This window comes from Pseudomonas gingeri (assembly GCF_013386115.1).
In the GTDB taxonomy this organism is placed as follows: domain Bacteria; phylum Pseudomonadota; class Gammaproteobacteria; order Pseudomonadales; family Pseudomonadaceae; genus Aquipseudomonas; species Aquipseudomonas gingeri.
The window spans coordinates 1-20,403 of the sequence record NZ_JACAOR010000009.1 but is presented as its reverse complement, the minus strand read 5'-3'; the positions used below and the strand labels follow the sequence as shown (position 1 = coordinate 20,403).

The 20,403-nt window shown below is 62.5% G+C and carries 21 protein-coding genes; 15 read left to right on the top strand and 6 right to left on the bottom strand.

Annotated features, from left to right (window positions below; translation table 11 throughout):
* The first annotated feature begins 40 nt into the window (after positions 1-40).
* Both HX881_RS18600 and sfsA read left to right on the top strand, forming a co-directional pair.
* Positions 41-1,213: a pyridoxal phosphate-dependent aminotransferase gene (locus HX881_RS18600; protein WP_177085902.1), complete on the top strand. Its 1,173-nt coding sequence runs from the start codon at positions 41-43 to the stop codon at positions 1,211-1,213.
* Positions 1,213-1,920 (top strand): DNA/RNA nuclease SfsA, encoded by a 708-nt coding sequence (sfsA, locus tag HX881_RS18595; RefSeq protein ID WP_177085900.1) that lies wholly within the window; start codon positions 1,213-1,215, stop codon positions 1,918-1,920. The genes HX881_RS18600 and sfsA overlap by 1 nt, the downstream gene beginning before the upstream one ends.
* A 4-nt stretch (positions 1,921-1,924) precedes the next feature.
* Here the strand turns inward: sfsA and HX881_RS18590 are convergent, their stop codons facing one another.
* The gene (locus tag HX881_RS18590; protein WP_177085898.1) at positions 1,925-2,242 is read right to left on the bottom strand and encodes a Rieske (2Fe-2S) protein; all 318 of its coding nucleotides are present in this window, start codon (positions 2,240-2,242) and stop codon (positions 1,925-1,927) included.
* 205 nt (positions 2,243-2,447) lie between these two features.
* Between HX881_RS18590 and HX881_RS18585 the strand changes: the two genes are divergently transcribed.
* From HX881_RS18585 to deoC, 4 genes are all read left to right on the top strand, one after another.
* Complete coding sequence (locus HX881_RS18585; RefSeq protein WP_177085896.1) at positions 2,448-3,323, top strand: heme/hemin ABC transporter substrate-binding protein; 876 nt, start codon at positions 2,448-2,450, stop codon at positions 3,321-3,323.
* A 50-nt stretch (positions 3,324-3,373) separates the two neighbouring features.
* Entirely contained in the window at positions 3,374-4,357 is a 984-nt protein-coding gene (locus HX881_RS18580; RefSeq protein ID WP_177085954.1) for a FecCD family ABC transporter permease, read from the top strand.
* Entirely contained in the window at positions 4,357-5,124 is a 768-nt protein-coding gene (locus tag HX881_RS18575) for a heme ABC transporter ATP-binding protein (protein ID WP_177085894.1), read from the top strand. The genes HX881_RS18580 and HX881_RS18575 overlap by 1 nt, the downstream gene beginning before the upstream one ends.
* A 216-nt stretch (positions 5,125-5,340) precedes the next feature.
* Positions 5,341-6,132, top strand: a complete 792-nt coding sequence (gene deoC / locus HX881_RS18570) for a deoxyribose-phosphate aldolase (protein ID WP_177085892.1) — start codon at positions 5,341-5,343, stop codon at positions 6,130-6,132.
* Between the two features lie 206 nt (positions 6,133-6,338).
* Here the strand turns inward: deoC and HX881_RS18565 are convergent, their stop codons facing one another.
* The 4 genes from HX881_RS18565 to HX881_RS18550 form a co-directional block, all read right to left on the bottom strand.
* A complete protein-coding gene (locus HX881_RS18565) occupies positions 6,339-7,139 on the bottom strand; it encodes a Crp/Fnr family transcriptional regulator (protein WP_017126844.1) in 801 nt (266 codons plus the stop codon).
* A gap of 15 nt (positions 7,140-7,154) precedes the next feature.
* The gene (locus tag HX881_RS18560; protein ID WP_010444127.1) at positions 7,155-7,427 is read right to left on the bottom strand and encodes a TfoX/Sxy family protein; all 273 of its coding nucleotides are present in this window, start codon (positions 7,425-7,427) and stop codon (positions 7,155-7,157) included.
* 255 nt (positions 7,428-7,682) lie between these two features.
* Positions 7,683-8,027, bottom strand: a complete 345-nt coding sequence (locus tag HX881_RS18555; RefSeq protein WP_017126845.1) for a pentapeptide repeat-containing protein — start codon at positions 8,025-8,027, stop codon at positions 7,683-7,685.
* A gap of 90 nt (positions 8,028-8,117) precedes the next feature.
* The gene (locus tag HX881_RS18550; RefSeq protein WP_177085890.1) at positions 8,118-9,674 is read right to left on the bottom strand and encodes an AAA family ATPase; all 1,557 of its coding nucleotides are present in this window, start codon (positions 9,672-9,674) and stop codon (positions 8,118-8,120) included.
* Positions 9,675-9,791: 117 nt separating this feature from the next.
* Here HX881_RS18550 and mrcB point away from each other — a divergent pair, with 117 nt between their 5' ends.
* From mrcB to HX881_RS18535, 3 genes are read left to right on the top strand one after another with little or no spacing between them, the layout of a single operon-like run.
* Positions 9,792-12,116: a penicillin-binding protein 1B gene (gene mrcB, locus HX881_RS18545; RefSeq protein ID WP_177085888.1), complete on the top strand. Its 2,325-nt coding sequence runs from the start codon at positions 9,792-9,794 to the stop codon at positions 12,114-12,116.
* 16 nt (positions 12,117-12,132) lie between these two features.
* Positions 12,133-12,885: a tetratricopeptide repeat protein gene (locus tag HX881_RS18540; protein ID WP_042935551.1), complete on the top strand. Its 753-nt coding sequence runs from the start codon at positions 12,133-12,135 to the stop codon at positions 12,883-12,885.
* Positions 12,885-13,214 (top strand): YqcC family protein, encoded by a 330-nt coding sequence (locus HX881_RS18535; RefSeq protein ID WP_017126849.1) that lies wholly within the window; start codon positions 12,885-12,887, stop codon positions 13,212-13,214. Before HX881_RS18540 ends, HX881_RS18535 begins: the two co-directional genes overlap by 1 nt.
* Positions 13,215-13,262: 48 nt before the next feature.
* On the opposite strand, the gene HX881_RS18530 is transcribed toward HX881_RS18535, so the two are convergent.
* Complete coding sequence (locus HX881_RS18530) at positions 13,263-13,694, bottom strand: DUF4124 domain-containing protein (protein WP_017126850.1); 432 nt, start codon at positions 13,692-13,694, stop codon at positions 13,263-13,265.
* A gap of 402 nt (positions 13,695-14,096) precedes the next feature.
* Between HX881_RS18530 and HX881_RS18525 the strand changes: the two genes are divergently transcribed.
* The 6 genes from HX881_RS18525 to msrQ all read left to right on the top strand — a co-directional run bounded on the left by HX881_RS18525 (position 14,097) and on the right by msrQ (position 20,084).
* A complete protein-coding gene (locus tag HX881_RS18525) occupies positions 14,097-15,821 on the top strand; it encodes an acetolactate synthase 3 large subunit (protein ID WP_042935595.1) in 1,725 nt (574 codons plus the stop codon).
* A 1-nt stretch (position 15,822) separates the two neighbouring features.
* Positions 15,823-16,314 (top strand): acetolactate synthase small subunit, encoded by a 492-nt coding sequence (gene ilvN / locus HX881_RS18520; protein WP_003176102.1) that lies wholly within the window; start codon positions 15,823-15,825, stop codon positions 16,312-16,314.
* A gap of 47 nt (positions 16,315-16,361) precedes the next feature.
* Positions 16,362-17,378 (top strand): ketol-acid reductoisomerase, encoded by a 1,017-nt coding sequence (ilvC, locus tag HX881_RS18515; protein ID WP_003185459.1) that lies wholly within the window; start codon positions 16,362-16,364, stop codon positions 17,376-17,378.
* Between the two features lie 145 nt (positions 17,379-17,523).
* The gene (gene pssA, locus HX881_RS18510; protein ID WP_017126852.1) at positions 17,524-18,381 is read left to right on the top strand and encodes a CDP-diacylglycerol--serine O-phosphatidyltransferase; all 858 of its coding nucleotides are present in this window, start codon (positions 17,524-17,526) and stop codon (positions 18,379-18,381) included.
* 63 nt (positions 18,382-18,444) lie between these two features.
* Positions 18,445-19,458 (top strand): protein-methionine-sulfoxide reductase catalytic subunit MsrP, encoded by a 1,014-nt coding sequence (gene msrP / locus HX881_RS18505; RefSeq protein ID WP_017126853.1) that lies wholly within the window; start codon positions 18,445-18,447, stop codon positions 19,456-19,458.
* A complete protein-coding gene (gene msrQ / locus HX881_RS18500) occupies positions 19,458-20,084 on the top strand; it encodes a protein-methionine-sulfoxide reductase heme-binding subunit MsrQ (protein ID WP_177085886.1) in 627 nt (208 codons plus the stop codon). Before msrP ends, msrQ begins: the two co-directional genes overlap by 1 nt.
* Positions 20,085-20,403: the final 319 nt, after the last annotated feature.

Sequence of the window (20,403 nt, the reverse complement as noted above, 5' to 3'; positions counted from 1 at the left end):
GGTAGAATCGAATTTTGCCCACCCCAATCAAGGAAGGCTAATGGCTCAGCCCTACAGTGCGCGCAGCCGCGCGATCGAACCGTTCCACGTGATGGCCCTGCTGGCGCGTGCCAATGAGCTGCAGGCGGCCGGGCACGATGTGATCCACCTCGAGATCGGCGAGCCGGACTTCACCACGGCCGAGCCGATCATCCAGGCCGGCCAGGCTGCCCTGGCTGCCGGCAAGACCCGCTACACCGCGGCGCGCGGCCTGCCGGAGCTGCGCGAGGCGATCGCCGGTTTCTACCAGCAGCGGTATGGCGTGAGCGTCGACCCGCAACGCATCCTGGTCACCCCCGGCGGTTCCGGGGCGTTGCTGCTGACCAGCAGCCTGCTGGTGGATCCGGGCAAACACTGGCTCCTGGCCGACCCCGGCTACCCGTGCAATCGTCATTTCCTGCGCCTGGTGGAAGGTGCGGCACAGTTAGTACCGGTCGGACCGGATGTGCGTTATCAACTGACCGCCGAACTGGTGGATCGGCATTGGAACGAAGACAGCGTCGGCGCCCTGGTCGCATCACCGGCCAACCCGACCGGCACCCTGCTGAGCCGCGACGAACTGACGGGGCTGTCGAAGGCGATCAAGGCGCGCAAGGGGCATCTGGTGGTCGATGAGATCTATCACGGCCTGACGTATGGCTGCGACGCCGCCAGTGTGCTGGAAGTCGATGACAGTGCCTTCGTCCTCAATAGTTTTTCCAAATATTTCGGCATGACCGGTTGGCGCCTGGGTTGGCTGGTAGCCCCGCCGGAAGCCGTGGCCGATCTGGAGAAGCTGGCCCAGAACCTCTACATCAGCGCGCCGAGCATGGCCCAGCACGCTGCCCTGGCCTGCTTCGAGCCGCGGACCCTGAGCATCCTCGAAGAGCGTCGGGCCGAATTCGGCCGGCGGCGGGATTTCCTCCTGCCGGCGTTGCGTGAGTTGGGCTTCGGGATTGCGGTGGAGCCTGAGGGTGCCTTCTACCTGTACGCGGATGTCAGCGCGTTTGGCGGCGATGCGTTCGCGTTCTGCCGGCATTTCCTCGAAACCGAGCATGTGGCGTTCACCCCGGGACTGGATTTCGGTCATCACCTGGCCAGTCACCATGTGCGTTTCGCCTACACCCAGAGCCTGCCGCGCCTGCAGGAAGCGGTGGAGCGGATTGCCCGCGGCCTGCGGAGCTGGCAAGGCTGATGCGTTTTTCTCCTGCACTCGAAGAAGGGCGGCTGATCAAGCGCTACAAGCGGTTCCTGGCGGATATCGAAACCACCACTGGCGAACGGCTGACGATCCACTGCCCGAACACCGGCTCGATGCTCAACTGCATGGTTGAAGGGGGACAGGTCTGGTTCAGCCGCTCCAACGACCCCAAGCGCAAGTTGCCCGGCACCTGGGAAATAGGCGAGACCCCGCAGGGGCGGCTGGCGTGCGTCAACACGGCGCGGGCTAACCAGTTGGTTGAAGAGGCCTTGCGCGCCGGACTGATCATCGAGCTCAACGGCTTTACCGGGCTCAAGCGCGAGGTCGCTTACGGTCAGGAAAACAGCCGGATCGACTTTCGCCTGGATTACCCGACGGGGTCGGCGTTCGTCGAGGTGAAAAGCGTCACCCTCGGGTTTGACGGGACCGCCGTCGCGGCGTTTCCGGACGCGGTCACCCAGCGCGGGGCCAAGCATCTGCGCGAACTGGCCGCCCTGGCCCGGGAGGGCGTGCGGGCGGTGCAGCTGTACTGCGTGAACCTGACGGGAATCGAGGCGGTGCGACCGGCGCGGGAGATCGATCCGGCCTATGCCGATGCGCTGCTGGAAGCCGTGGCCGCGGGTGTCGAAGTGCTTGCCTACGGTGTCAGCCTCAGCGCCGAGCAAGTGCGGATCGATCGGCGTTTGCCGGTACTGCTCTGAAGGCTCAGGCCTGGACCCAGATGCCCTCGGCATCTTCCCGACAGGGCAGTGCCAGCAGCGACTGCCCGACACAAGGCCCGGCCACGCATTCGCCGCTTTCGATAAGGAACAGTGCGCCATGGGTGGCGCACTGGATCAGGCTGGCACTGGCATCGAGAAACTGGTCGGGTTGCCATTCCAGGGCAATGCCCCGGTGCGGGCAGCGATTCTGATAGAGATACACCCGTCCCTCGCGGCGTACCGCCAGTAATGGCCGACCATCCACTTCGAAACCACGGCTGCTGTTGTCGGCGAGCATCTGTGACGCGCAGAGAAACTTCATGCTGATCCTTTGGCAGCCCGCCTTGCCTTTAATAAGGAAGAAGTATGGCGGCTGATGGAGCTGAACGAAACCTGTGACAGGGCGTGTCTTGGCTTGACGTTCAAATGCAAATAATTATCAAATAGATAATTGCCCTGGGGCGGTATCTTACCCGTCACCCTGATCCTGTCGCTTGTTTGATCAACCCTTCGAAGGAAATTCGTCTATGCGCCTGAGTTCCCGCCTGATTGCACTTGGAGCCGGGCTTGCGCTCAGCCATGCCACGCTGGCCGGCGAGTTGCCGCAACGCTGGGTCAGCGCCGGCGGTGCGCTGTCCGAGTGGGTCAGTGTGCTGGGCGGTGAGGCAAAACTGGTCGGCGTCGATACCACCAGCCAGCATCCCGAGACCCTCAAGGCCCTGCCGAGCATCGGTTATCAGCGGCAGTTGTCGGCTGAAGGCATCCTCAGCCTGCGTCCGCAGATCCTGGTCGGCACCGAGGAAATGGGCCCGCCACCGGTGTTGGCGCAGATCCGCAATGCCGGGGTGCAGGTGGAACTGTTCTCCGCCGAAGCCGACCTGCCAACGCTGCAAGGCAATCTGCAGCACCTGGGCAAGTTGCTGGGTAACGAGGCGCAGGCCGGGCAGTTGTTCCAGGGCTACCAGCAGCAACTCGACCAGCAGCAGGCCTGGGTCAGAGAGGCGCAAGACAAGCAGTCGGCGCCGGGCGTGCTGCTGTTGCTCGGGCATGCCGGCGGCAAACCGCTGATCGCCGGCAAGGACACCGCGGCCGACTGGCTGCTGACACGGGCGGGCGGTCACAACCTGGCGACCCACAGCGGCTACAAGCCGTTTTCCGTCGAAGCCCTGGCCGGGTTGAATCCCGAAGTCCTGGTCTTCGCCGACCGCAGCCTGACGGGCGAGGCGGCTCGCCAGGCACTGATGAAGGAAAATCCGATCCTGGCTTCGACCCGCGCCGCGAAGGCCGGGCGGGTCTTCGAACTCGACCCGACCTTGCTGGTCGGCGGCCTCGGCCCGCGACTGCCGCAAGCCCTGAAAACCCTGGCCGGTGAGTTCTATCCGACGGCGCCGACCGCGCCATGACCACCCTGGTCAAACCCCGTGCCCTGTTTATCGGCTTGAGCCTGCTGTGCGTGCTGGCGGTCTGGCTGTCCCTGGCATTGGGGCCGGTCAGCCTGCCGCTGGTCGATACCCTGCGTGCGGCCCTGCGCTTGCTGGGCCTGCCAGTGCCCGCCGAAGGACTGGAGCAGGCGGAACTGATCCTCGGACAGATTCGCTTGCCGCGCACCCTGCTGGGGCTGGCCGTGGGCGGCGTGCTGGCGCTGTCCGGGGTGGCGATGCAGGGGCTGTTTCGCAATCCGCTGGCCGATCCCGGCCTGGTGGGGGTTTCCAGCGGTGCCGCGCTTGGGGCGGCAATCGCCATCGTCGGTGGGGCAGCGTTCGGTGGGCTGCCTGAAGCGCTGGGGCCTTATCTGCTATCGCTGTGCGCCTTTCTCGGCGGCCTTGGGGTGACGGCACTGGTCTATCGGCTCGGCCGGCGCAACGGCCAGACCAGTGTCGCGATCATGCTGCTCGCTGGGATTGCCCTGACCGCCCTGGCCAGTTCGGCCGTGGGGCTCTTCACCTACCTGGCCGACGATGCGACCTTGCGCACCCTGACCTTCTGGAACCTGGGCAGCCTCAACGGCGCCAGCTACGCACGGCTGTGGCCGTTGCTGCTGGTGACCGCGGCGGTGGCGTTGTGGTTGCCGCGGCGGGCCAGGGCCCTGAACGCGCTGTTGCTCGGTGAGTCGGAGGCCAGTCACCTGGGCATCGATGTCGAAGGGCTCAAGCGCGAGCTGGTGCTCTGTACGGCGCTGGGTGTCGGCGCGGCAGTGGCGGCAGCCGGCATGATCGGCTTTATCGGGCTGGTGGTCCCGCACCTGGTGCGGCTGTTGGCCGGGCCGGATCATCGGGTATTGCTGCCGGCCTCCGTTCTGGCGGGTGCCAGCCTGCTGTTGTTCGCGGATCTGGTGGCGCGTCTGGCGCTGGCCCCGGCGGAACTGCCGATCGGCATTGTCACCGCCTTTCTCGGTGCGCCGTTCTTCCTCTATCTCCTGTTGCGGGGACGTGCCTGATGTTGCGTGCGCAAAACCTGCAGATCCGGCGTGGCCAGCAGACCGTGCTGACGGATATCGATCTTGAGCTCAAACCGGGCGAGGTGCTCGGCGTGCTCGGGCCCAACGGTGCAGGCAAGAGCACCCTGCTCGGCGCCTTGAGCGGGGAACTGGTGCCGAGCCAGGGCGACGTCTGGCTGGACAAACAACCCCTGGCGCGCTGGCAGGGCGCGGAACGGGCCCGGCGCCTGGCCGTATTGCCCCAGACGTCGACGCTGGATTTCGCCTTCAGGGTCGAGGAGGTAGTGGGCATGGGCCGCCTGCCGCACCAGACCGGACAACTGCGCGACCAGGAAATCGTTGTCGCGGCGTTGCAGGCCGCCGATGCCGGGCACCTGGCCGGGCGCAGTTACCTGGCGCTGTCCGGCGGCGAGCGCCAGCGCGTGCATCTGGCGCGGGTACTGGCCCAGCTCTGGCCGGGACACCGCGGGCAGACCCTGCTGCTCGATGAGCCGACCTCGATGCTCGATCCGTTGCATCAGCACACCACCTTGCAGGCGATTCGCGAGTTCGCCGACCGGGGCGCCGCGGTGCTGATCATCCTGCATGACCTGAACCTGGCCGCGCGTTACTGCGACCGCCTGTTACTCCTGGAAAAGGGCCGCCCGTACGCCCTCGAATGCCCTGAACGGGTCCTGCGGCCCGACATGCTGAAAGCCGTGTTCGGCCTGGAAGTGCTGGTGCTGCCGCATCCTGAGCGGGGGCATCCGCTGATCATCGCGCGCTGAAACGGTCGCCGGCCTGCTCGGCTGGTGTCGGTCAATTCACCCGGTTACACAGAGAATCCTCCCGTTCTCATGTAGTCCGGGTCTTTGTCTTTGGCTCGCTGTGATTTCGTCCGAATGAGTCCTTTATTGTGTCGGCAACGCGCACTCCGCGTCGTCCGAGGATTTCAGCCCCGGATGTTTGTCACGTTGATGCAATGATCGGATGTGGGAGCAAACATGAAGCAGATTAATCAGGCGGATCAGCAACTGGCGCGTCAGGCTATCGGCCTGCTCGACCTGACCTCTCTGAGCAATGATGACGATGCCGAGCGGGTCATCTCGCTGTGCCAGCGGGCCTTGACGCCTTTCGGGCCCGTGGCGGCGGTCTGTGTCTTCCCGCAGTTCGTGACCCTGGCCCGCAAGACCCTGGACAGGCTCGGCGCATCGACGATTCGCGTGGCCACGGTGGTCAACTTTCCCTACGGTGGACCGAACGTGGCGTCGGCGGTCTCGGAAACGGAGGCGGTGCTCAAGGCGGGCGCTAACGAGGTGGATCTGGTCTATCCCTATCGTTCGCTGCTGATGGGCGATACGCAGACAGGCAAGACCATGGTCTCGGCCTGTCGCGAATTGTGCGCGGGGCGGGCCCGGCTCAAGGTGATCCTGGAAACCGGCGAGCTACGCGACCCGCAGATGATTCGCCAGGCCAGCCAGGACGCGATTGCCGCCGGCGCCGACTTTCTCAAGACCAGTACCGGCAAGGTCCTGATCAACGCCACGGAGCAGGCGGCGCGGATCATGCTCGAAGCCATCGCGGAGCGGGGCGGGCTGGTGGGCTTGAAGGCGGCGGGTGGGATTCGTACCTTCGACGACGCGCGAACCTACATCGATTTGGCGAAGGCCCGTTTCGGCGCGGACTGGGTCGACGCCGACCACCTGCGCCTGGGCGCTTCAGGGTTGCTGGATGAACTGCTGGCACAGTTGGAATGGTCGGCTGCGCCGCCGACGAAACGGCGTGGCCGCAAATGAGCTTTTTCCGGGCAAAAAAAAGACCCGGCAAAAAGCCGGGTCAATAACCGTGATTAGCCTGATGAGGAGATAATCTGAGAGTCCGAACCAAGGGCCTTCCAGAAAATCCAACCGATCTCGCGATCAGTTGTGATAATCATAACGATTCTCATTTCTAAGTCAACAAGTTTTTCCCGACCGTCCGTCGCCAGTGCCTGGCGGGCTATTCAGCCTTGCTGGGCGGCAGTGTTCAGCCGCGTGACTTCCTTGTTCAGCAGATCGATCCGCCGCGCCATGCTCTCGATCAGGCTATGGGCGATACGCGGATTGCTCTGGGTCAGGTTGAGGAACTGCTCCTTGGGAATCAGCATGACCGTGCACGGCTGGCTGGCGATCACGCTGGCGCTGCGTTTCTCGCCGGTGAACACCGCCATGGCACCAAATATCTCGTCCTTGGGGACGTCACCGACCTTGTGACCGTCGACAAAGGCTTCGGCATGTCCGTCGATGATGATGAAGACATGGTCGGCATCGTCACCCTGGCGGATCAGCACTTCACCGACCGCGACCTGCTGGAAGCCATTGCTGCTACGGAACTCCGGCTGCTTGAGGCGGGTGACCGCGTCCGACAGGAGGGCGGTCTGGCCCACGAGATAGCGCAGCAGCAGTTCGCTGCGGGCTTCATCGGCATAGATATGCTGGAACACTTCGCGGCGCCGATACGGCAGCAGGCGCAGCGGGCCATCACTGCTCAGCAGGCAGCGCGGCCAGTCGATGCCCTGGCGCAAACCCACCAGGTCGCCTTCCTGCAGGTAGAACAGCGGACGCTCGTCGACACGCGCATGCAGCAGGCCGCTATCGATCAGAAAGAGTTGATCGTCGGCCAGCCGGGATGAGAGGTCCTGGGTCTGTTCGAACTCGATGGCCGCGCCGCAGGGCGGCAGACCTTCAAGCAGTCGAGCGGGAATGCTCTGCAGCCGATTGATCAATTCATCGGCGTACGCCGGTTGCTCCCCGAGTAGATACATGACAAACCTGCACAATCAATTTTTATGCCGTGACGATATCGCTTCCAGTTGTTTATTCAAGGCTTCTTTGCGCTCCAGCGGGATGTCATTCCAGTGAATGTCCATCAGCGCGCCCTCGATGGCGTACAACAGCACTTTCGAGGCTCTGAATCCGCGGGTTCTTACTGCACGATAGGCATCCACTGCCCCTAATCGACGCAAATCCGATGCGCTGTGGATACCCACAGCGTGCAGCCATTGCGCCGACGTCTTGCCAAGGTTCTTCAGGTGTTGCAGTTCATCGTTCATCAAGCCTCCTTGCGATGGCCGAACGCTGCGTTGACGAGAGTAGGCAAGCCTGAAAAGAGTGTAGCGGTCAGTAGGAAAAGCGTGGTTCTTTGGTCGGCTTGTGCGCAAAAGCTTCTAAGCCCAAGCCACGGGCTGCGCGGGCCTGGCACTTTCGAGCCAGTCGGGAGGAGGGGGAAAAGCCATGCCTGCCGCTGTCCTGGGCGGCAATCGGTACCGGACTTCAGCGTTTGCAGCCGCTACCTCAAGCCGGAGCGGTTACTCCGGGTCGTAGCGCAGACGCGTGCCGAACTGCACGGACATGAGGATCTCGGCCGCTTTCAGTCGTGGCGGAAAGTAGGCACCGGAGATCTGTGCGTGGGCGACGCTGGCGCCTTCCAGTATGGCGTTCTGGAAGTCCACGCCGCGCAGGTCGGCGGAGCGGAAGTAGGCGTCGGTGAAGTCGACCCCGTCGGCGTTCAGTTCACGCAGGTCGAGACCGCGGAAGTCGCCACCACGCATGTCGATCGGGCCGTCCTTGGGACGGGCTTTATTGAAGCCGGCAATGTCATCCTTGTGCAGCAAGGCGAACAAGGCGGAGTCGAGAAGCTTGGGGTGGCTCATGGAACGTCTCCTGTTGGATTTATGACGCCAGTATAATGCCACTATGTTTCAGCCGTGAAGCAATTGCCGCTTCACGGCTGAAATAGTTTTTTACAGACCTGGCAGGCGCAGGCGAATCTGCGCGATCAGGGTGTCGAGGCTGCCGCTCTCGTTGGTCTGCACGCGTTTGGTCCGCAGGATTTCATCGGCTCCCAGGGCTTCGCGGTTGGCTTGTTGGGTGGCGATGACTTCCAGGGTCGCATCGGAAGGGTCGAGGGCGTCGGCCTGGCGTTGGGCCAGCCAGCTTTCGATGACGGCCTGGGGCGCGTCGCAATCGAGGATCAGGCAGGGTGCGCCGGTGGCTTCGGCAACTTTGGCGGCGGCGTCGCGCTGTTCGCGCTTGAGGTAGGTGGCATCGATCACCACCGGGAAACCGGCGCGCAGGATGATGTCGGCGATTTCATGCAGGCGCTGATAGGTCCGTGCGCTGGCGTCCTGGCTGTAGATACCGTCGCCGACCGCCTGGGTGCCCTGTTGCTCGCCGAACAGGCGCTTGCGCTCGACATCGGAACGCAGGCGGACCGCGCCCAGGGCCTCGACCATGCGCATGGCCACGTGGCTCTTGCCGACCGCGGACACGCCATGGGTAATGGCCAGGAAGCGCGAGGGGATGGTGCTGTAGCTTTCCGCCAGGTTGGCGTAGTTGCGGTACTGGCGCAGGGTGGTCGCCCGTTGTACGGCGGTGGCGTCGGCCGGCATGCTGAACAGCGCGACCTTGGCGCGGACCAGGGCACGGTAGGCCTTGTAGAAGTTCAGCACTTCCAGGCCCTGGTAGTCGCCGGTCAGTTCCAGGTACTGGCTGACGAAGCGTCGGGCCAGGCTCTTGAGGCCGCGGTCTTCCAGGTCCATGGCGAGGAAACCGGTGTCGGCGTAGACGTCGGTGAAACGGAACGGTTCGTTGAACTCGATGCAGTCGAAGATCACTACCTTGCCGTCGATGACGGTGGCGTTGCCCAGGTGGATATCGCCATGGCATTCACGGGTGAAGCCTGCGGCCTTGCGCTGGGCGAACAGCGGCTTGAGGCGCTCGAAGCTGGTCTCGGCCCAGGCTTGCAGGGCGTCGAGTTGCAGCAGGTCGGCCTTGTCCTGCAGGAACGGGCGAATCTGTTCGAAGTTCTGTCGGACCGGGTCCATGACCGCTTCCGGCGTGCCCTGGTAGTGCTCTTTCGGCACTTCGGGAGCGGTCTGGTGGAAACGGGCGATCTGCTGCGCCATCTCGTCGATATGCCGGGCGGTCAGTTCACCATTGGCCTGCAAGGTGCTGAGCAGCTGGCTTTGCGGGAACTGGCGCATTTTCAGCACGTATTCGATGGCCGGGCCGTCGCCGCCCAGTTGCGGGGCGTCGACCGTGCCGGTGATCGGCAGGACTTCCAGGTACAGGTCGTCGGTCAGGCGCTGGTTGAGGCGCAGTTCTTCATTGCAGAAGTGCTCGCGGCCGGACAGCTCGGTGAAGTCGAGAAAGCCGAAGTTGACCGGCTTCTTGATCTTGTAGGCATAGGACCCGGTGAGCAGAACCCAGGAAATATGGGTCTCGATGAGCTGGAACCCATCTACCGGATGGGGGTACAGGGCCGGATTTTGCAGGGCGGCGATCAGGGACTGGCTCACGGGCGATCCTTCAGAGGTCGGAAAATTCGAGGGCGCCATTATGGCTGCTCGGGCGGGTGCTGCAAACCGCCGGAGCGTGCATGTTGATCATGAATAAAGTGCGTATAATCCGCGCCCATGACTCGTACCCGATCCCCTCGCTCCAAACCCAAACCTCCGTCCGGCGGCCTTCGTCCCTGGCTCGGCTGGGCGCTCAAGCTCAGTCTGGTCGGCCTCGTGGTGCTGGCCGGCTTCGCCGTCTACCTCGATGCCGTGGTGCAGGAGAAGTTCTCCGGCAAGCGCTGGACCATCCCGGCCAAGGTCTATGCCCGGCCGCTGGAGCTGTTCGTCGGCCAGAAGCTGAGCAAGGAAGACTTCCTCACCGAACTCGATGCCCTGGGCTATCGCCGTGAAGCGGTGATCAACGGTCCGGGAGCGGCGGCGGTCAATGGCAACACGGTCGACCTGAACACCCGTGGCTTCCAGTTCTACGAGGGCATGGAAGCGGCGCAGCCGGTGCGCGTGCGGTTCTCCGGCGACTATGTCGCCGAGTTGTCGGCGCTCAACGGCTCGAAGCTCTCGGTGGTGCGTCTTGAGCCACTGCTGATCGGCGGCCTGTACCCGAAAAACCTCGAGGACCGGATCCTGATCAAGATCGATCAGGTGCCGCCGTATCTGCTCGATACCCTGGTGACCGTCGAGGATCGGGATTTCTATCATCACTTCGGCGTCTCGCCGAAGTCGATTGCCCGGGCGATCTGGGTCAATACCTCGGCCGGCCAGATGCGCCAGGGCGGCAGTACCTTGACCCAGCAGTTGGTGAAGAACTTCTTCCTGACCAACGAACGCAGCCTGAGCCGCAAGCTCACCGAGGCCATGATGGCCTTGCTGCTGGAACTGCATTACGACAAGAAGGAGATCCTCGAGGCTTATCTCAACGAGGTCTTTATCGGTCAGGACGGTCAGCGCGCCGTGCACGGTTTCGGCCTGGCGAGCCAGTTCTTCTTCAGCCAGCCGTTGTCCGAATTGAAGCTGCACCAGGTCGCGTTGCTGGTGGGCATGGTCAAGGGCCCGTCCTACTACAACCCACGACGTTACCCGGATCGTGCCCTCGAACGGCGTAACCTGGTGCTCGATCTGCTGGCGCAGCAGGGCGTGGTACCAGTCGAACAGGTCGAGGCGGCGAAGAAGATGCCGCTGGGCGTGACCAAGCGCGGCAGCCTGGCCGACAGCTCGTTCCCCGGCTTCCTCGATCTGGTCAAGCGCCAGTTGCGTGAAGACTATCGCGACGAAGACTTGACCGAGGAGGGGCTGCGGATTTTCACCAGCTTCGACCCGATCCTGCAGATGAAGGCCGAAGCCTCGGTCAATGAAACCTTCAAGCGCCTGGCCGGGCGCAAGGGTTCGGAGGATGTCGAGGCGGCGATGGTGGTGACCAATCCGGAAACCGGTGAAGTCCAGGCCATGATCGGTAGCCGTCAACCCGGTTTCGCCGGTTTCAACCGCGCGCTGGATGCGGTGCGCAATATCGGCTCGCTGATCAAGCCGGCGGTGTATCTGACCGCGCTGGAGAAACCGAGCCAGTACACCCTGACCAGTTGGCTGTCGGACGAAGCGTTTTCGGTGAAGGGCGCGGATGGTCAGGTCTGGAAACCGCAGAACTTCGACCGTCGCTCCCATGGCACGATTTTCCTGTACCAGGGCCTGGCGCATTCCTACAACCTGTCGACGGCGCGCCTCGGCCTGGAAGTCGGCGTGCCGAACGTGCTCAAGACGGTTGCCCGACTGGGCATCACCCGTGAGTTCCCGGCTTATCCGGCAATACTGCTGGGCGCTGGCGGCATGACCCCGATTGAAGTGGCGACCATGTACCAGACCATCGCCAACGGTGGCTTCAACACGCCGATGCGTGGTATCCGCAGCGTGCTGACGGCCGAGGGCGAACCGCTCAAGCGTTATCCGTTCCAGATCCAGCAGCGCTTCGATGCGGGCTCGATCTACCTGATCCAGGCGGCGATGCAGCGAGTGATGCGCGAGGGGACCGGGGCCAGTGCCTACAATGTCCTGCCCAAGACCCTGACATTGGCGGGTAAGTCCGGCACCAGTAACGACTCCCGTGACAGCTGGTTCTCCGGTTTCAGCCAGGATCTGCTGGCGGTGGTCTGGCTGGGCCGTGACGACAACGGCAAGACGCCGTTTACCGGTGCGACCGGGGCCTTGCAGGTCTGGACCAGTTTCATGAAGAAAGCCGATCCGCTGCCGCTGGACATGCCACAACCGGATAATATTGTTCAGGCCTGGATCGATCCGCATACCGGGCAGGGCTCCGATGCCAATTGCCCGGGCGCGGTGCAGATGCCGTATATTCGCGGCAGTGAACCTGCGCCAGGTACGGCTTGCGGTGGTGCGGCGCCCGCGCCGGCCACCGAAGTGATGGATTGGGTCAAGGGCTGGTTGAATTAAGCGAAGAGGGTTTGAAGTGAACAAGTGGTGGTTTCCAGCTTTTACGGCTCTGGCTTTGCTCAACGGTTGCTCGAGCGTGCCCCATGGTTCGATCCCGGTAGTCGATTCCGGGACAGCCGTGTCCAACAACGATCGGATTTCCGCCACCGGCGGTTTCCGCCAGACCACCATCAAGCGCGCCGTGCCGAACCAGGCCCAGGCCGTTCCGCAGGATTCCGGCGTGGTGGTGATGGTTCCGGGCGGTGGCGCGGCGACTTCCGCGCCGATCAGCAGCGAGCCCTGGACACCGGGTCCTTCCACGTCCGGGCCGATTACCCCGGGTCCGGTGGACAGTGCGCCGATCCAGACGTCGTCGATCAACCAGGGCGGCTACACCATGCCGAGCCAGGTAGCGCCCAGCGGCGTGCCCTCGGGCAATGCCGGCGGCCTGTCGGCGGACGAGCAACTGGATGGCCCGGTCCTGGCGCTGCTGACCACGGCTCAGCAGCAACAGTCCAGCGGTGACCTCAACGGTGCCTCGTCGAGCCTGGAGCGTGCCCAGCGCGTCGCGCCGCGTGAACCGCAGGTGCTCTATCGCCTGGCGCAGGTCCGCATGGCCCAGGGCGATGCCCCGCAAGCCGAGCAGTTGGCCCGTCGCGGCCTGAGCTTTGCCAATGGCCGTCCGGATCTGCAAGCCAGTCTCTGGGGCCTGATTGCCCAGGCACGGGAAAAGCAGGGTGATGCGGCCGGTGCGGCATTGGCGCGGCAGAAGGCCAAGGTCAGCCTCTGATGGATGATCGTTTCCTGTTGATTGCCGACCAGTTGTTGCTGATCGAGCGTGAACTGCGTATCCAGGGCTGGTGGGACGAGGAGCCGCCCAGTGCGCAGGCGCTGGCCAGCGTCGAGCCTTTCAGCGTCGACACGCTGGAGTTCGAGCAATGGTTGCAATGGATCTTCCTGCCGAGGATGAAGAGCATCCTCGAACAGGATCTGCCGCTGCCGGCTGCCTCGGGCATCCTGGCCATGGCCGAGATGGTCTACGCCCAGCGTCCGGGGCAGGGCAGGACGTTGCAGGCGCTGCTGGCGCAGTTCGATCAATTGATCAGCGAGTCGCGCTGAGCCTGAGCGCGTGGATGCGGCGAGGGGGCTTGCCCCTCGCCACAAGACTCAGGAACAGTTCTCTTCAATCGCCTTGCGCGTTTCAAGCAGCCGGGTCTGCCGTTCTTCCTCGGTCAGGCGCCGCAGTTCTCCGTTCACTTCCTCGCGCACCCGCGGATCGTTCTGCAATTGCGCCAGATTGGTCCGCGCCTTGTCGCAGAACACCTTGAGCGTGGCGTCTCGCTCGGCCACCTGTTTCCTGACCTTGGCATCCACGGCTTTCTGATCGCCCACCGGTGTGCTGGCCGGGACCTCGGGCCTGGGCGGTGGCGGGGGTGGCGTACCGATTGCCGGCGTGACCACGGTCGCTGTCTGTCCCGGTGGTGGCTGGGCGTCGAAATGAGTGACGCCCTGGGCATCGACCCATTTGTAGATCGGGGCGGCCAGGCACAGGGGGCTCACGGCAAACAGCAGGCTGCCTATGAGAATGCTCGTACGCATCAGGTTTCCTTCTCAGGCGGTTCAATCAGCAACCTAGCACATTCCTTCAGGAAAGGTTTTCTTCTGCTTTCTCATGCGCTTAGTTCGAAGAAAGCGCACAGATGACTTGACTTGAGCGAGGCGAATCAGAACAATCCAAAGTCCGCTGTAGAGGGACTGCCAGAAGCAGACCCACTCGGCAGATCATGAGGCGCACATCCGCGCCGACCTGTTACACCCGCAACGCGTTACCTCGCGCTGGGTGGGAAACCCCCGCAACACTTGGGGCACTCCCAATACTTGCTCAGTCAGTGCTGACGTAGTCGGCGACCACCGTCGCTCATGCTCTGCCGAGAAGTAAACCTATTAAGACCCGTCTCCAGCGTTTGTGGACGGTATTCTGGCGTTTTAGAGGTGAACAACGTGGAGCTTTTATCTGGCGGTGAGATGCTCGTCCGCTTTTTGCGTGACGAAGGCGTCAAATATATCTACGGGTACCCGGGTGGTGCTCTTCTTCATGTCTACGATGCCCTGTTCAAAGAACCGGAAGTGACCCACATCCTGGTTCGTCACGAGCAGGCCGCTACCCATATGGCTGACGGCTATGCCCGTGCCACCGGCAAGGCCGGCGTGGTGCTGGTGACTTCCGGTCCCGGCGCAACCAACGCCATCACCGGTATCGCCACGGCGTACATGGACTCCATTCCGATGGTGATCATCTCCGGTCAGGTGCCAAGCACCCTGGTCGGTACCGATGCGTTCCAGGAAACCGACATGATCGGTATCTCCCGGCCGATCGTGAAGCACAGCTTCATGATCAAGCACGCCTCGGAAATCCCGGAAGTCATGAAGAAGGCGTTCTACCTGGCGCAGTCCGGCCGCCCTGGTCCTGTCGTTGTCGATATCCCGAAAGACATGACCAACCCGGCCGAGAAGTTCGAATACATCTTCCCGAAAAAAGCCAAGCTGCGTTCCTACAGCCCGGCTGTACGCGGTCACTCCGGCCAGATCCGCAAGGCGGCCGAAATGCTCCTGGCTGCCAAGCGTCCGGTGCTCTACTCGGGCGGCGGCGTGATCCTCGGCGGCGGTTCCGCACCCTTGACCGAACTGGCCAAGCTGCTCAACCTGCCGGTGACCAACACCCTGATGGGGCTCGGCGCCTACCCTGGCACCGACCGTCAGTTCGTCGGCATGCTCGGCATGCACGGCAGCTACACCGCCAACCTGGCCATGCACCACGCCGATGTGATCCTGGCCGTCGGTGCGCGCTTCGACGACCGTGTCATCAACGGTGCACCGAAGTTCTGCCCGAACGCCAAGATCATCCATATCGACATCGATCCGGCATCGATCTCCAAGACCATCAAGGCAGACGTGCCTATCGTGGGTCCGGTGGAGAGCGTGCTGACCGAGATGGTCGCGGCCCTCAAGGAAATCGGCGAGACTCCGAACAAGGAGTCGGTCGCCAGCTGGTGGAAGCAGATCGACGAATGGCGCGGTGACCGTGGCCTGTTCCCTTATGATAAGGGCGACGGCAGCATCATCAAGCCGCAGACGGTGATCGAAACCCTGTGCGAAGTGACCAAGGGCGATGCCTTCGTGACCTCCGACGTGGGCCAGCACCAAATGTTCGCGGCGCAGTACTACAAGTTCAACAAGCCCAATCGCTGGATCAACTCCGGCGGCCTGGGCACCATGGGCTTCGGGTTCCCGGCGGCCATGGGCGTGAAGTTGAGCTTCCCGGATGTGGATGTCGCCTGCGTCACCGGCGAAGGCAGTATCCAGATGAACATCCAGGAACTTTCGACCTGCCTGCAGTACGGTCTGCCGGTGAAGATCGTCAGCCTGAACAACGGTGTGCTCGGCATGGTTCGCCAGTGGCAGGACATGAGCTACGGCAGCCGTCACTCGCACTCGTACATGGAATCGCTGCCTGACTTCGTCAAGCTGGTCGAGGCCTATGGTCACGTCGGAATCCGTATCACGGATCTGAAAGACTTGAAGCCGAAGATGGAAGAAGCGTTCGCCATGAAGGATCGCCTGGTGTTCCTCGATATCCAGGTCGATACCAGCGAGCACGTCTACCCGATGCAGATCAAAGACGGCTCCATGCGCGATATGTGGCTGAGCAAGACGGAGCGTACCTAACATGCGGCATATCATTTCCCTGCTTCTGGAAAACGAACCTGGCGCTCTGTCTCGTGTGGTTGGTCTGTTTTCGCAACGCAACTACAACATCGAAAGCCTGACCGTGGCCCCGACCGAAGACCCGACCCTGTCGCGTCTGACGCTGACCACCGTGGGGCATGATGAAGTCATCGAGCAGATCACCAAGAACCTGAACAAACTGATCGAAGTGGTCAAGCTGGTCGACCTGTCGGAAAGTGCTCACATCGAGCGCGAACTGATGCTGGTCAAGGTCAAGGCCACTGGCGCCCAGCGCGCCGAGATAAAACGGACTACCGATATTTACCGCGGGCAGATCGTTGATGTGAGCGCCAGCGTTTATACCGTGCAATTGACCGGTACAAGCGACAAGCTGGACAGCTTCATCCAGTCGATCGGGACGGCCTCGATTCTGGAAACCGTGCGTAGTGGCGTCACCGGGATTGCCCGTGGCGACAAAGTACTGAGCATCTAACTTAATTTAGCGAATGGCCTGATGGCCTGGATATAAAGGGGTATTTCATGAAGGTTTTCTACGATAAAGACTGTGACCTGTCGATCATCCAGGGCAAGAAAGTCGCGATTATCGGTTACGGCTCCCAGGGCCACGCACAAGCTTGCAACCTGAAGGATTCCGGCGTCGACGTTACCGTCGGCCTGCGCAAGGGGTCGGCCACTGTTGCCAAGGCAGAAGCCCACGGCCTGAAAGTGACCGACGTCGCTTCCGCCGTTGCTGCCGCCGACCTGGTCATGATCCTGACTCCGGACGAGTTCCAGTCCGCGCTGTACAAGAACGAAATCGAGCCGAACATCAAGAAAGGCGCCACCCTGGCCTTCTCCCACGGCTTCGCGATCCACTACAACCAGGTTGTGCCGCGCGCCGACCTCGACGTGATCATGATCGCGCCGAAGGCTCCAGGCCACACCGTGCGTTCCGAATTCGTCAAGGGCGGCGGTATCCCTGACCTGATCGCGATCTACCAGGACGCCTCGGGCAACGCCAAGAACGTTGCACTGTCCTACGCCGCCGGCGTGGGTGGCGGTCGTACCGGCATCATCGAAACCACCTTCAAGGACGAGACCGAAACCGACCTGTTCGGCGAACAGGCCGTTCTGTGCGGCGGTACCGTCGAGCTGGTGAAAGCCGGTTTCGAAACCCTGGTTGAAGCTGGCTACGCGCCGGAAATGGCCTACTTCGAATGCCTGCACGAACTGAAGCTGATCGTTGACCTCATGTACGAAGGCGGTATCGCCAACATGAACTACTCGATCTCCAACAACGCCGAATACGGCGAGTACGTGACCGGCCCTGAAGTCATCAACGCCGAATCCCGCCAGGCCATGCGCAACGCTCTGAAGCGCATCCAGGACGGCGAGTACGCGAAGATGTTCATCAGCGAAGGTGCTACCGGCTACCCATCGATGACTGCCAAGCGTCGTAACAACGCTGCCCACGGTATCGAGATCATCGGTGAGCAACTGCGTTCGATGATGCCTTGGATCGGTGCGAACAAGATCGTCGACAAAGCCAAGAACTGAGTTCGGGGCCTGTCTGGAAAAACGCGGCCTCGGCCGCGTTTTTTCGTTTAGGGGGCCGCTTCTGGTATAAAGCTGGATCGTTTTGCGGTCGAACCCCGGCCGCGAACCTCTGTCGAATTTTTTTCACCGTTGCAAGGTACTGTCCATGAGCGAACGTCCCGAAGAGCCGAACCAGGCTCCTGACGCCGAAAGCCTGCTGCCGATCGATGAGCATGTCGAAGAAGGACATGACGCCGAAGGCCGTAAAGTCCGGCATCGTGGTATCTATCTGCTGCCGAATCTGTTTACCACCGCGAACCTGTTCGCCGGTTTCTACGCGATCATCAGTGCGATGAGTGCGCAAAGTGCTGCCAGTGCGGGGGATCCCGCCGGGGCGAGCAAGTATTTCGCGTTTTCCGCGATCGCGATCTTCGTCGCCATGGTCCTCGACGGGCTGGATGGGCGCGTGGCGCGGATGACCAATACCCAGAGCGCCTTCGGTGCCGAGTATGACTCGCTGTCCGACATGGTCGCGTTCGGCGTGGCCCCGGCGTTGCTGGCCTTCGGCTGGGCGCTGGGCGATATGGGCAAGGTCGGCTGGATGGTGGCCTTTATCTATGTGGCGGGTGCGGCCCTGCGCCTGGCGCGCTTCAACACCCAGGTCGGGACCGCGGACAAGCGTTACTTCATCGGTCTTGCCAGCCCGGCCGCGGCCGGTGTGGTGGCCGGCACGGTCTGGGCCTTCAGCGACTACGGTATCCAGGGATCGAAGATGTCGTTCCTGGTGGCCCTGCTGGTGGCGGCGGCCGGGATGCTGATGGTCAGCAACATCAAGTACAACAGCTTCAAGGAGCTGGATCTCAAGGGGCGTGTGCCGTTTGTCGCGATCCTGGCCGTGGTGCTGGTGTTCGCCGTGGTGTTCAGCGATCCGCCGCGGATCCTGCTGCTGATTTTCCTCGCCTATGCGGCTTCCGGCCCTGTCCAGTACCTGCTGCACCTGCGTCGCCACAAAAGCGTCGAGTGATGTAATTTCCCTTACACTCCGTAGTCTATTGGTGCATCAGTCGTCCAATACTGCGGAGTTGCCATGCTGATCAAGCTTTCCAGGACTTCCGACTCCAAGGAGTCGGAAGTCACCCCCGAGTCACTCTATCTTTCCCGTCGTGCCGTGCTCGGCAGTTCGCTGGCCGGGTTGGCGCTCGGCAGTCTGCCGCGTTGGGCCAGTGCGGCCGAGGCGGCGCGCTACGCCGATGTGGAAGCAGGGAATGCGCCGTCCTGGTTTGCCGGCAAGCTGCCGGATACCCGCTGGGGCGCCGTGACGGTCAAGGATGAAGCGATCACCCCGTACAAGGACGCGACGCACTACAACAACTTCTATGAGTTCGGGACCGACAAGGGCGATCCGGCGCAGAATGCCGGATCGCTGAAAACCGAACCCTGGTCGGTGGTGATCGACGGCGAGGTCGGCAAGCCCGGACGTTATGCCCTCGAAGACTTCATGAAGCCTTATCAGCTGGAAGAGCGGATCTATCGCCTGCGTTGTGTCGAAGCCTGGTCGATGGTGATCCCCTGGATCGGCTTTCCGATCTCTGCGTTGCTCAAGCAGGTCGAGCCGACCTCCAAGGCCAGGTACATTCGCTTTGAAACCCTGCAGGATCCCAAGAGCATGCCGGGGCAGCGCTCCGGTTTTGCCCTGATCGACTGGCCTTATGTCGAGGGCTTGCGTCTGGATGAGGCGATGAACCCGCTGGCGATTCTGGCCGTGGGCATGTACGGGCGGGAGTTGCCGAATCAGAACGGCGCGCCGTTGCGTCTCGTGGTGCCGTGGAAGTACGGCTTCAAGAGCGTCAAGTCCATCGTGCGCATCAGCCTGGTGACGGAACAGCCGAAAACCACCTGGCAGAGCATCGCTTCGGATGAGTACGGCTTCTATGCCAACGTGAACCCGACGGTCGATCATCCGCGCTGGACCCAGGCCCGCGAGCGTCGGTTGCCTAGTGGCCTGTTCAGTCCGAATGTGCGCGAGACGCAGATGTTCAACGGCTACTCGGATGAAGTCGCTTCCTTGTATACCGGCCTGGACCTGCGGAAGAACTACTGATGCGCTATCCATTCTGGCGTGTGGGCGTCTTTATCGCGGCGGCGATCTGGCCGTTGCTCTGGTTGTATCAGGCGTGGATCTTTGCCCTTGGGCCGGATCCGGGAAAGGTGCTGGTCGACCGGCTGGGCCTGGGTACGCTGATCCTGTTGCTGATCACCCTCGGCATGACACCGTTGCAGAAGTTGAGCGGCTGGCCGGGCTGGATCGCGGTGCGGCGCCAGTTGGGATTGTGGTGTTTCGCCTATGTGGTGCTGCATCTGGCGGCGTACCTGGTGTTTGTCCTGGGGCTGGATTGGTCGCAGCTGGGTGTCGAGTTGCGCAAGCGGCCCTACATCATTGTCGGCACCTTGGGCTTTCTCTGTCTCCTGGCGCTTTCCGTGACGTCGAACCGTTATAGCCAGCGCCGCCTGGGCGCGCGCTGGAAGAAGCTGCACCGCCTGGTGTATGTGGTTCTCGGCCTGGGGTTGCTGCACATGTTGTGGATCGTGCGGGCAGACCTGAAGGAGTGGACGGTGTATGCCTCTATAGGTGCGTTGTTGTTGACGCTGCGTATCCCGGCGCTGGCGCGGCGGATTCCCCGTCTTGTGGCAAAGAAGCCGACCCCTTCAGCGACACGGTCCCTGTAGGCGTCGGGCTTGCCCGCGAAGGCGTCCTTGAGTCCTGCGTTGCCTGTATGGACGCCTTCGCTGGCAAGCCAGCTCCCACAGGTATGTAGTCGTCCACCCATTTTGTGTGCAACCCCCAAACTGTAGGAGCCGGCTTGCTGGCGATGGCGTCCCTCTGGGTGCTGCAAGGCTTGCGGGCCTCATCGCTGGCAAGCCAGCTCCTACAGGTATGTCGTTGCCCACCCATTTTGGGTGCAACACCCAAACTGTAGGAGCCGGCTTGCTGGCGATGGCGTCCCTCTGGGCGCTGCAAGGCTTACGGGCCTCATCGCTGGCAAGC

Excerpts from the sequence above, each read along its gene's own strand:
- HX881_RS18575 (WP_177085894.1), top strand. The coding sequence starts at position 4,357 with ATGTTGCGTGCGCAAAACCTGCAGATCCGGCGTGGCCAGCAGACCGTG.
- HX881_RS18565 (WP_017126844.1), bottom strand. The coding sequence starts at position 7,139 with ATGTATCTACTCGGGGAGCAACCGGCGTACGCCGATGAATTGATCAAT.
- msrQ (WP_177085886.1), top strand. The coding sequence starts at position 19,458 with ATGCGCTATCCATTCTGGCGTGTGGGCGTCTTTATCGCGGCGGCGATC.
- msrP (WP_017126853.1), top strand. The coding sequence starts at position 18,445 with ATGCTGATCAAGCTTTCCAGGACTTCCGACTCCAAGGAGTCGGAAGTC.
- HX881_RS18530 (WP_017126850.1), bottom strand. The coding sequence starts at position 13,694 with ATGCGTACGAGCATTCTCATAGGCAGCCTGCTGTTTGCCGTGAGCCCC.
- HX881_RS18535 (WP_017126849.1), top strand. The coding sequence starts at position 12,885 with ATGGATGATCGTTTCCTGTTGATTGCCGACCAGTTGTTGCTGATCGAG.
- pssA (WP_017126852.1), top strand. The coding sequence starts at position 17,524 with ATGAGCGAACGTCCCGAAGAGCCGAACCAGGCTCCTGACGCCGAAAGC.
- mrcB (WP_177085888.1), top strand. The coding sequence starts at position 9,792 with ATGACTCGTACCCGATCCCCTCGCTCCAAACCCAAACCTCCGTCCGGC.
- HX881_RS18590 (WP_177085898.1), bottom strand. The coding sequence starts at position 2,242 with ATGAAGTTTCTCTGCGCGTCACAGATGCTCGCCGACAACAGCAGCCGT.
- HX881_RS18555 (WP_017126845.1), bottom strand. The coding sequence starts at position 8,027 with ATGAGCCACCCCAAGCTTCTCGACTCCGCCTTGTTCGCCTTGCTGCAC.
- ilvC (WP_003185459.1), top strand. The coding sequence starts at position 16,362 with ATGAAGGTTTTCTACGATAAAGACTGTGACCTGTCGATCATCCAGGGC.
- HX881_RS18600 (WP_177085902.1), top strand. The coding sequence starts at position 41 with ATGGCTCAGCCCTACAGTGCGCGCAGCCGCGCGATCGAACCGTTCCAC.
- HX881_RS18560 (WP_010444127.1), bottom strand. The coding sequence starts at position 7,427 with ATGAACGATGAACTGCAACACCTGAAGAACCTTGGCAAGACGTCGGCG.
- deoC (WP_177085892.1), top strand. The coding sequence starts at position 5,341 with ATGAAGCAGATTAATCAGGCGGATCAGCAACTGGCGCGTCAGGCTATC.
- HX881_RS18585 (WP_177085896.1), top strand. The coding sequence starts at position 2,448 with ATGCGCCTGAGTTCCCGCCTGATTGCACTTGGAGCCGGGCTTGCGCTC.
- ilvN (WP_003176102.1), top strand. The coding sequence starts at position 15,823 with ATGCGGCATATCATTTCCCTGCTTCTGGAAAACGAACCTGGCGCTCTG.
- sfsA (WP_177085900.1), top strand. The coding sequence starts at position 1,213 with ATGCGTTTTTCTCCTGCACTCGAAGAAGGGCGGCTGATCAAGCGCTAC.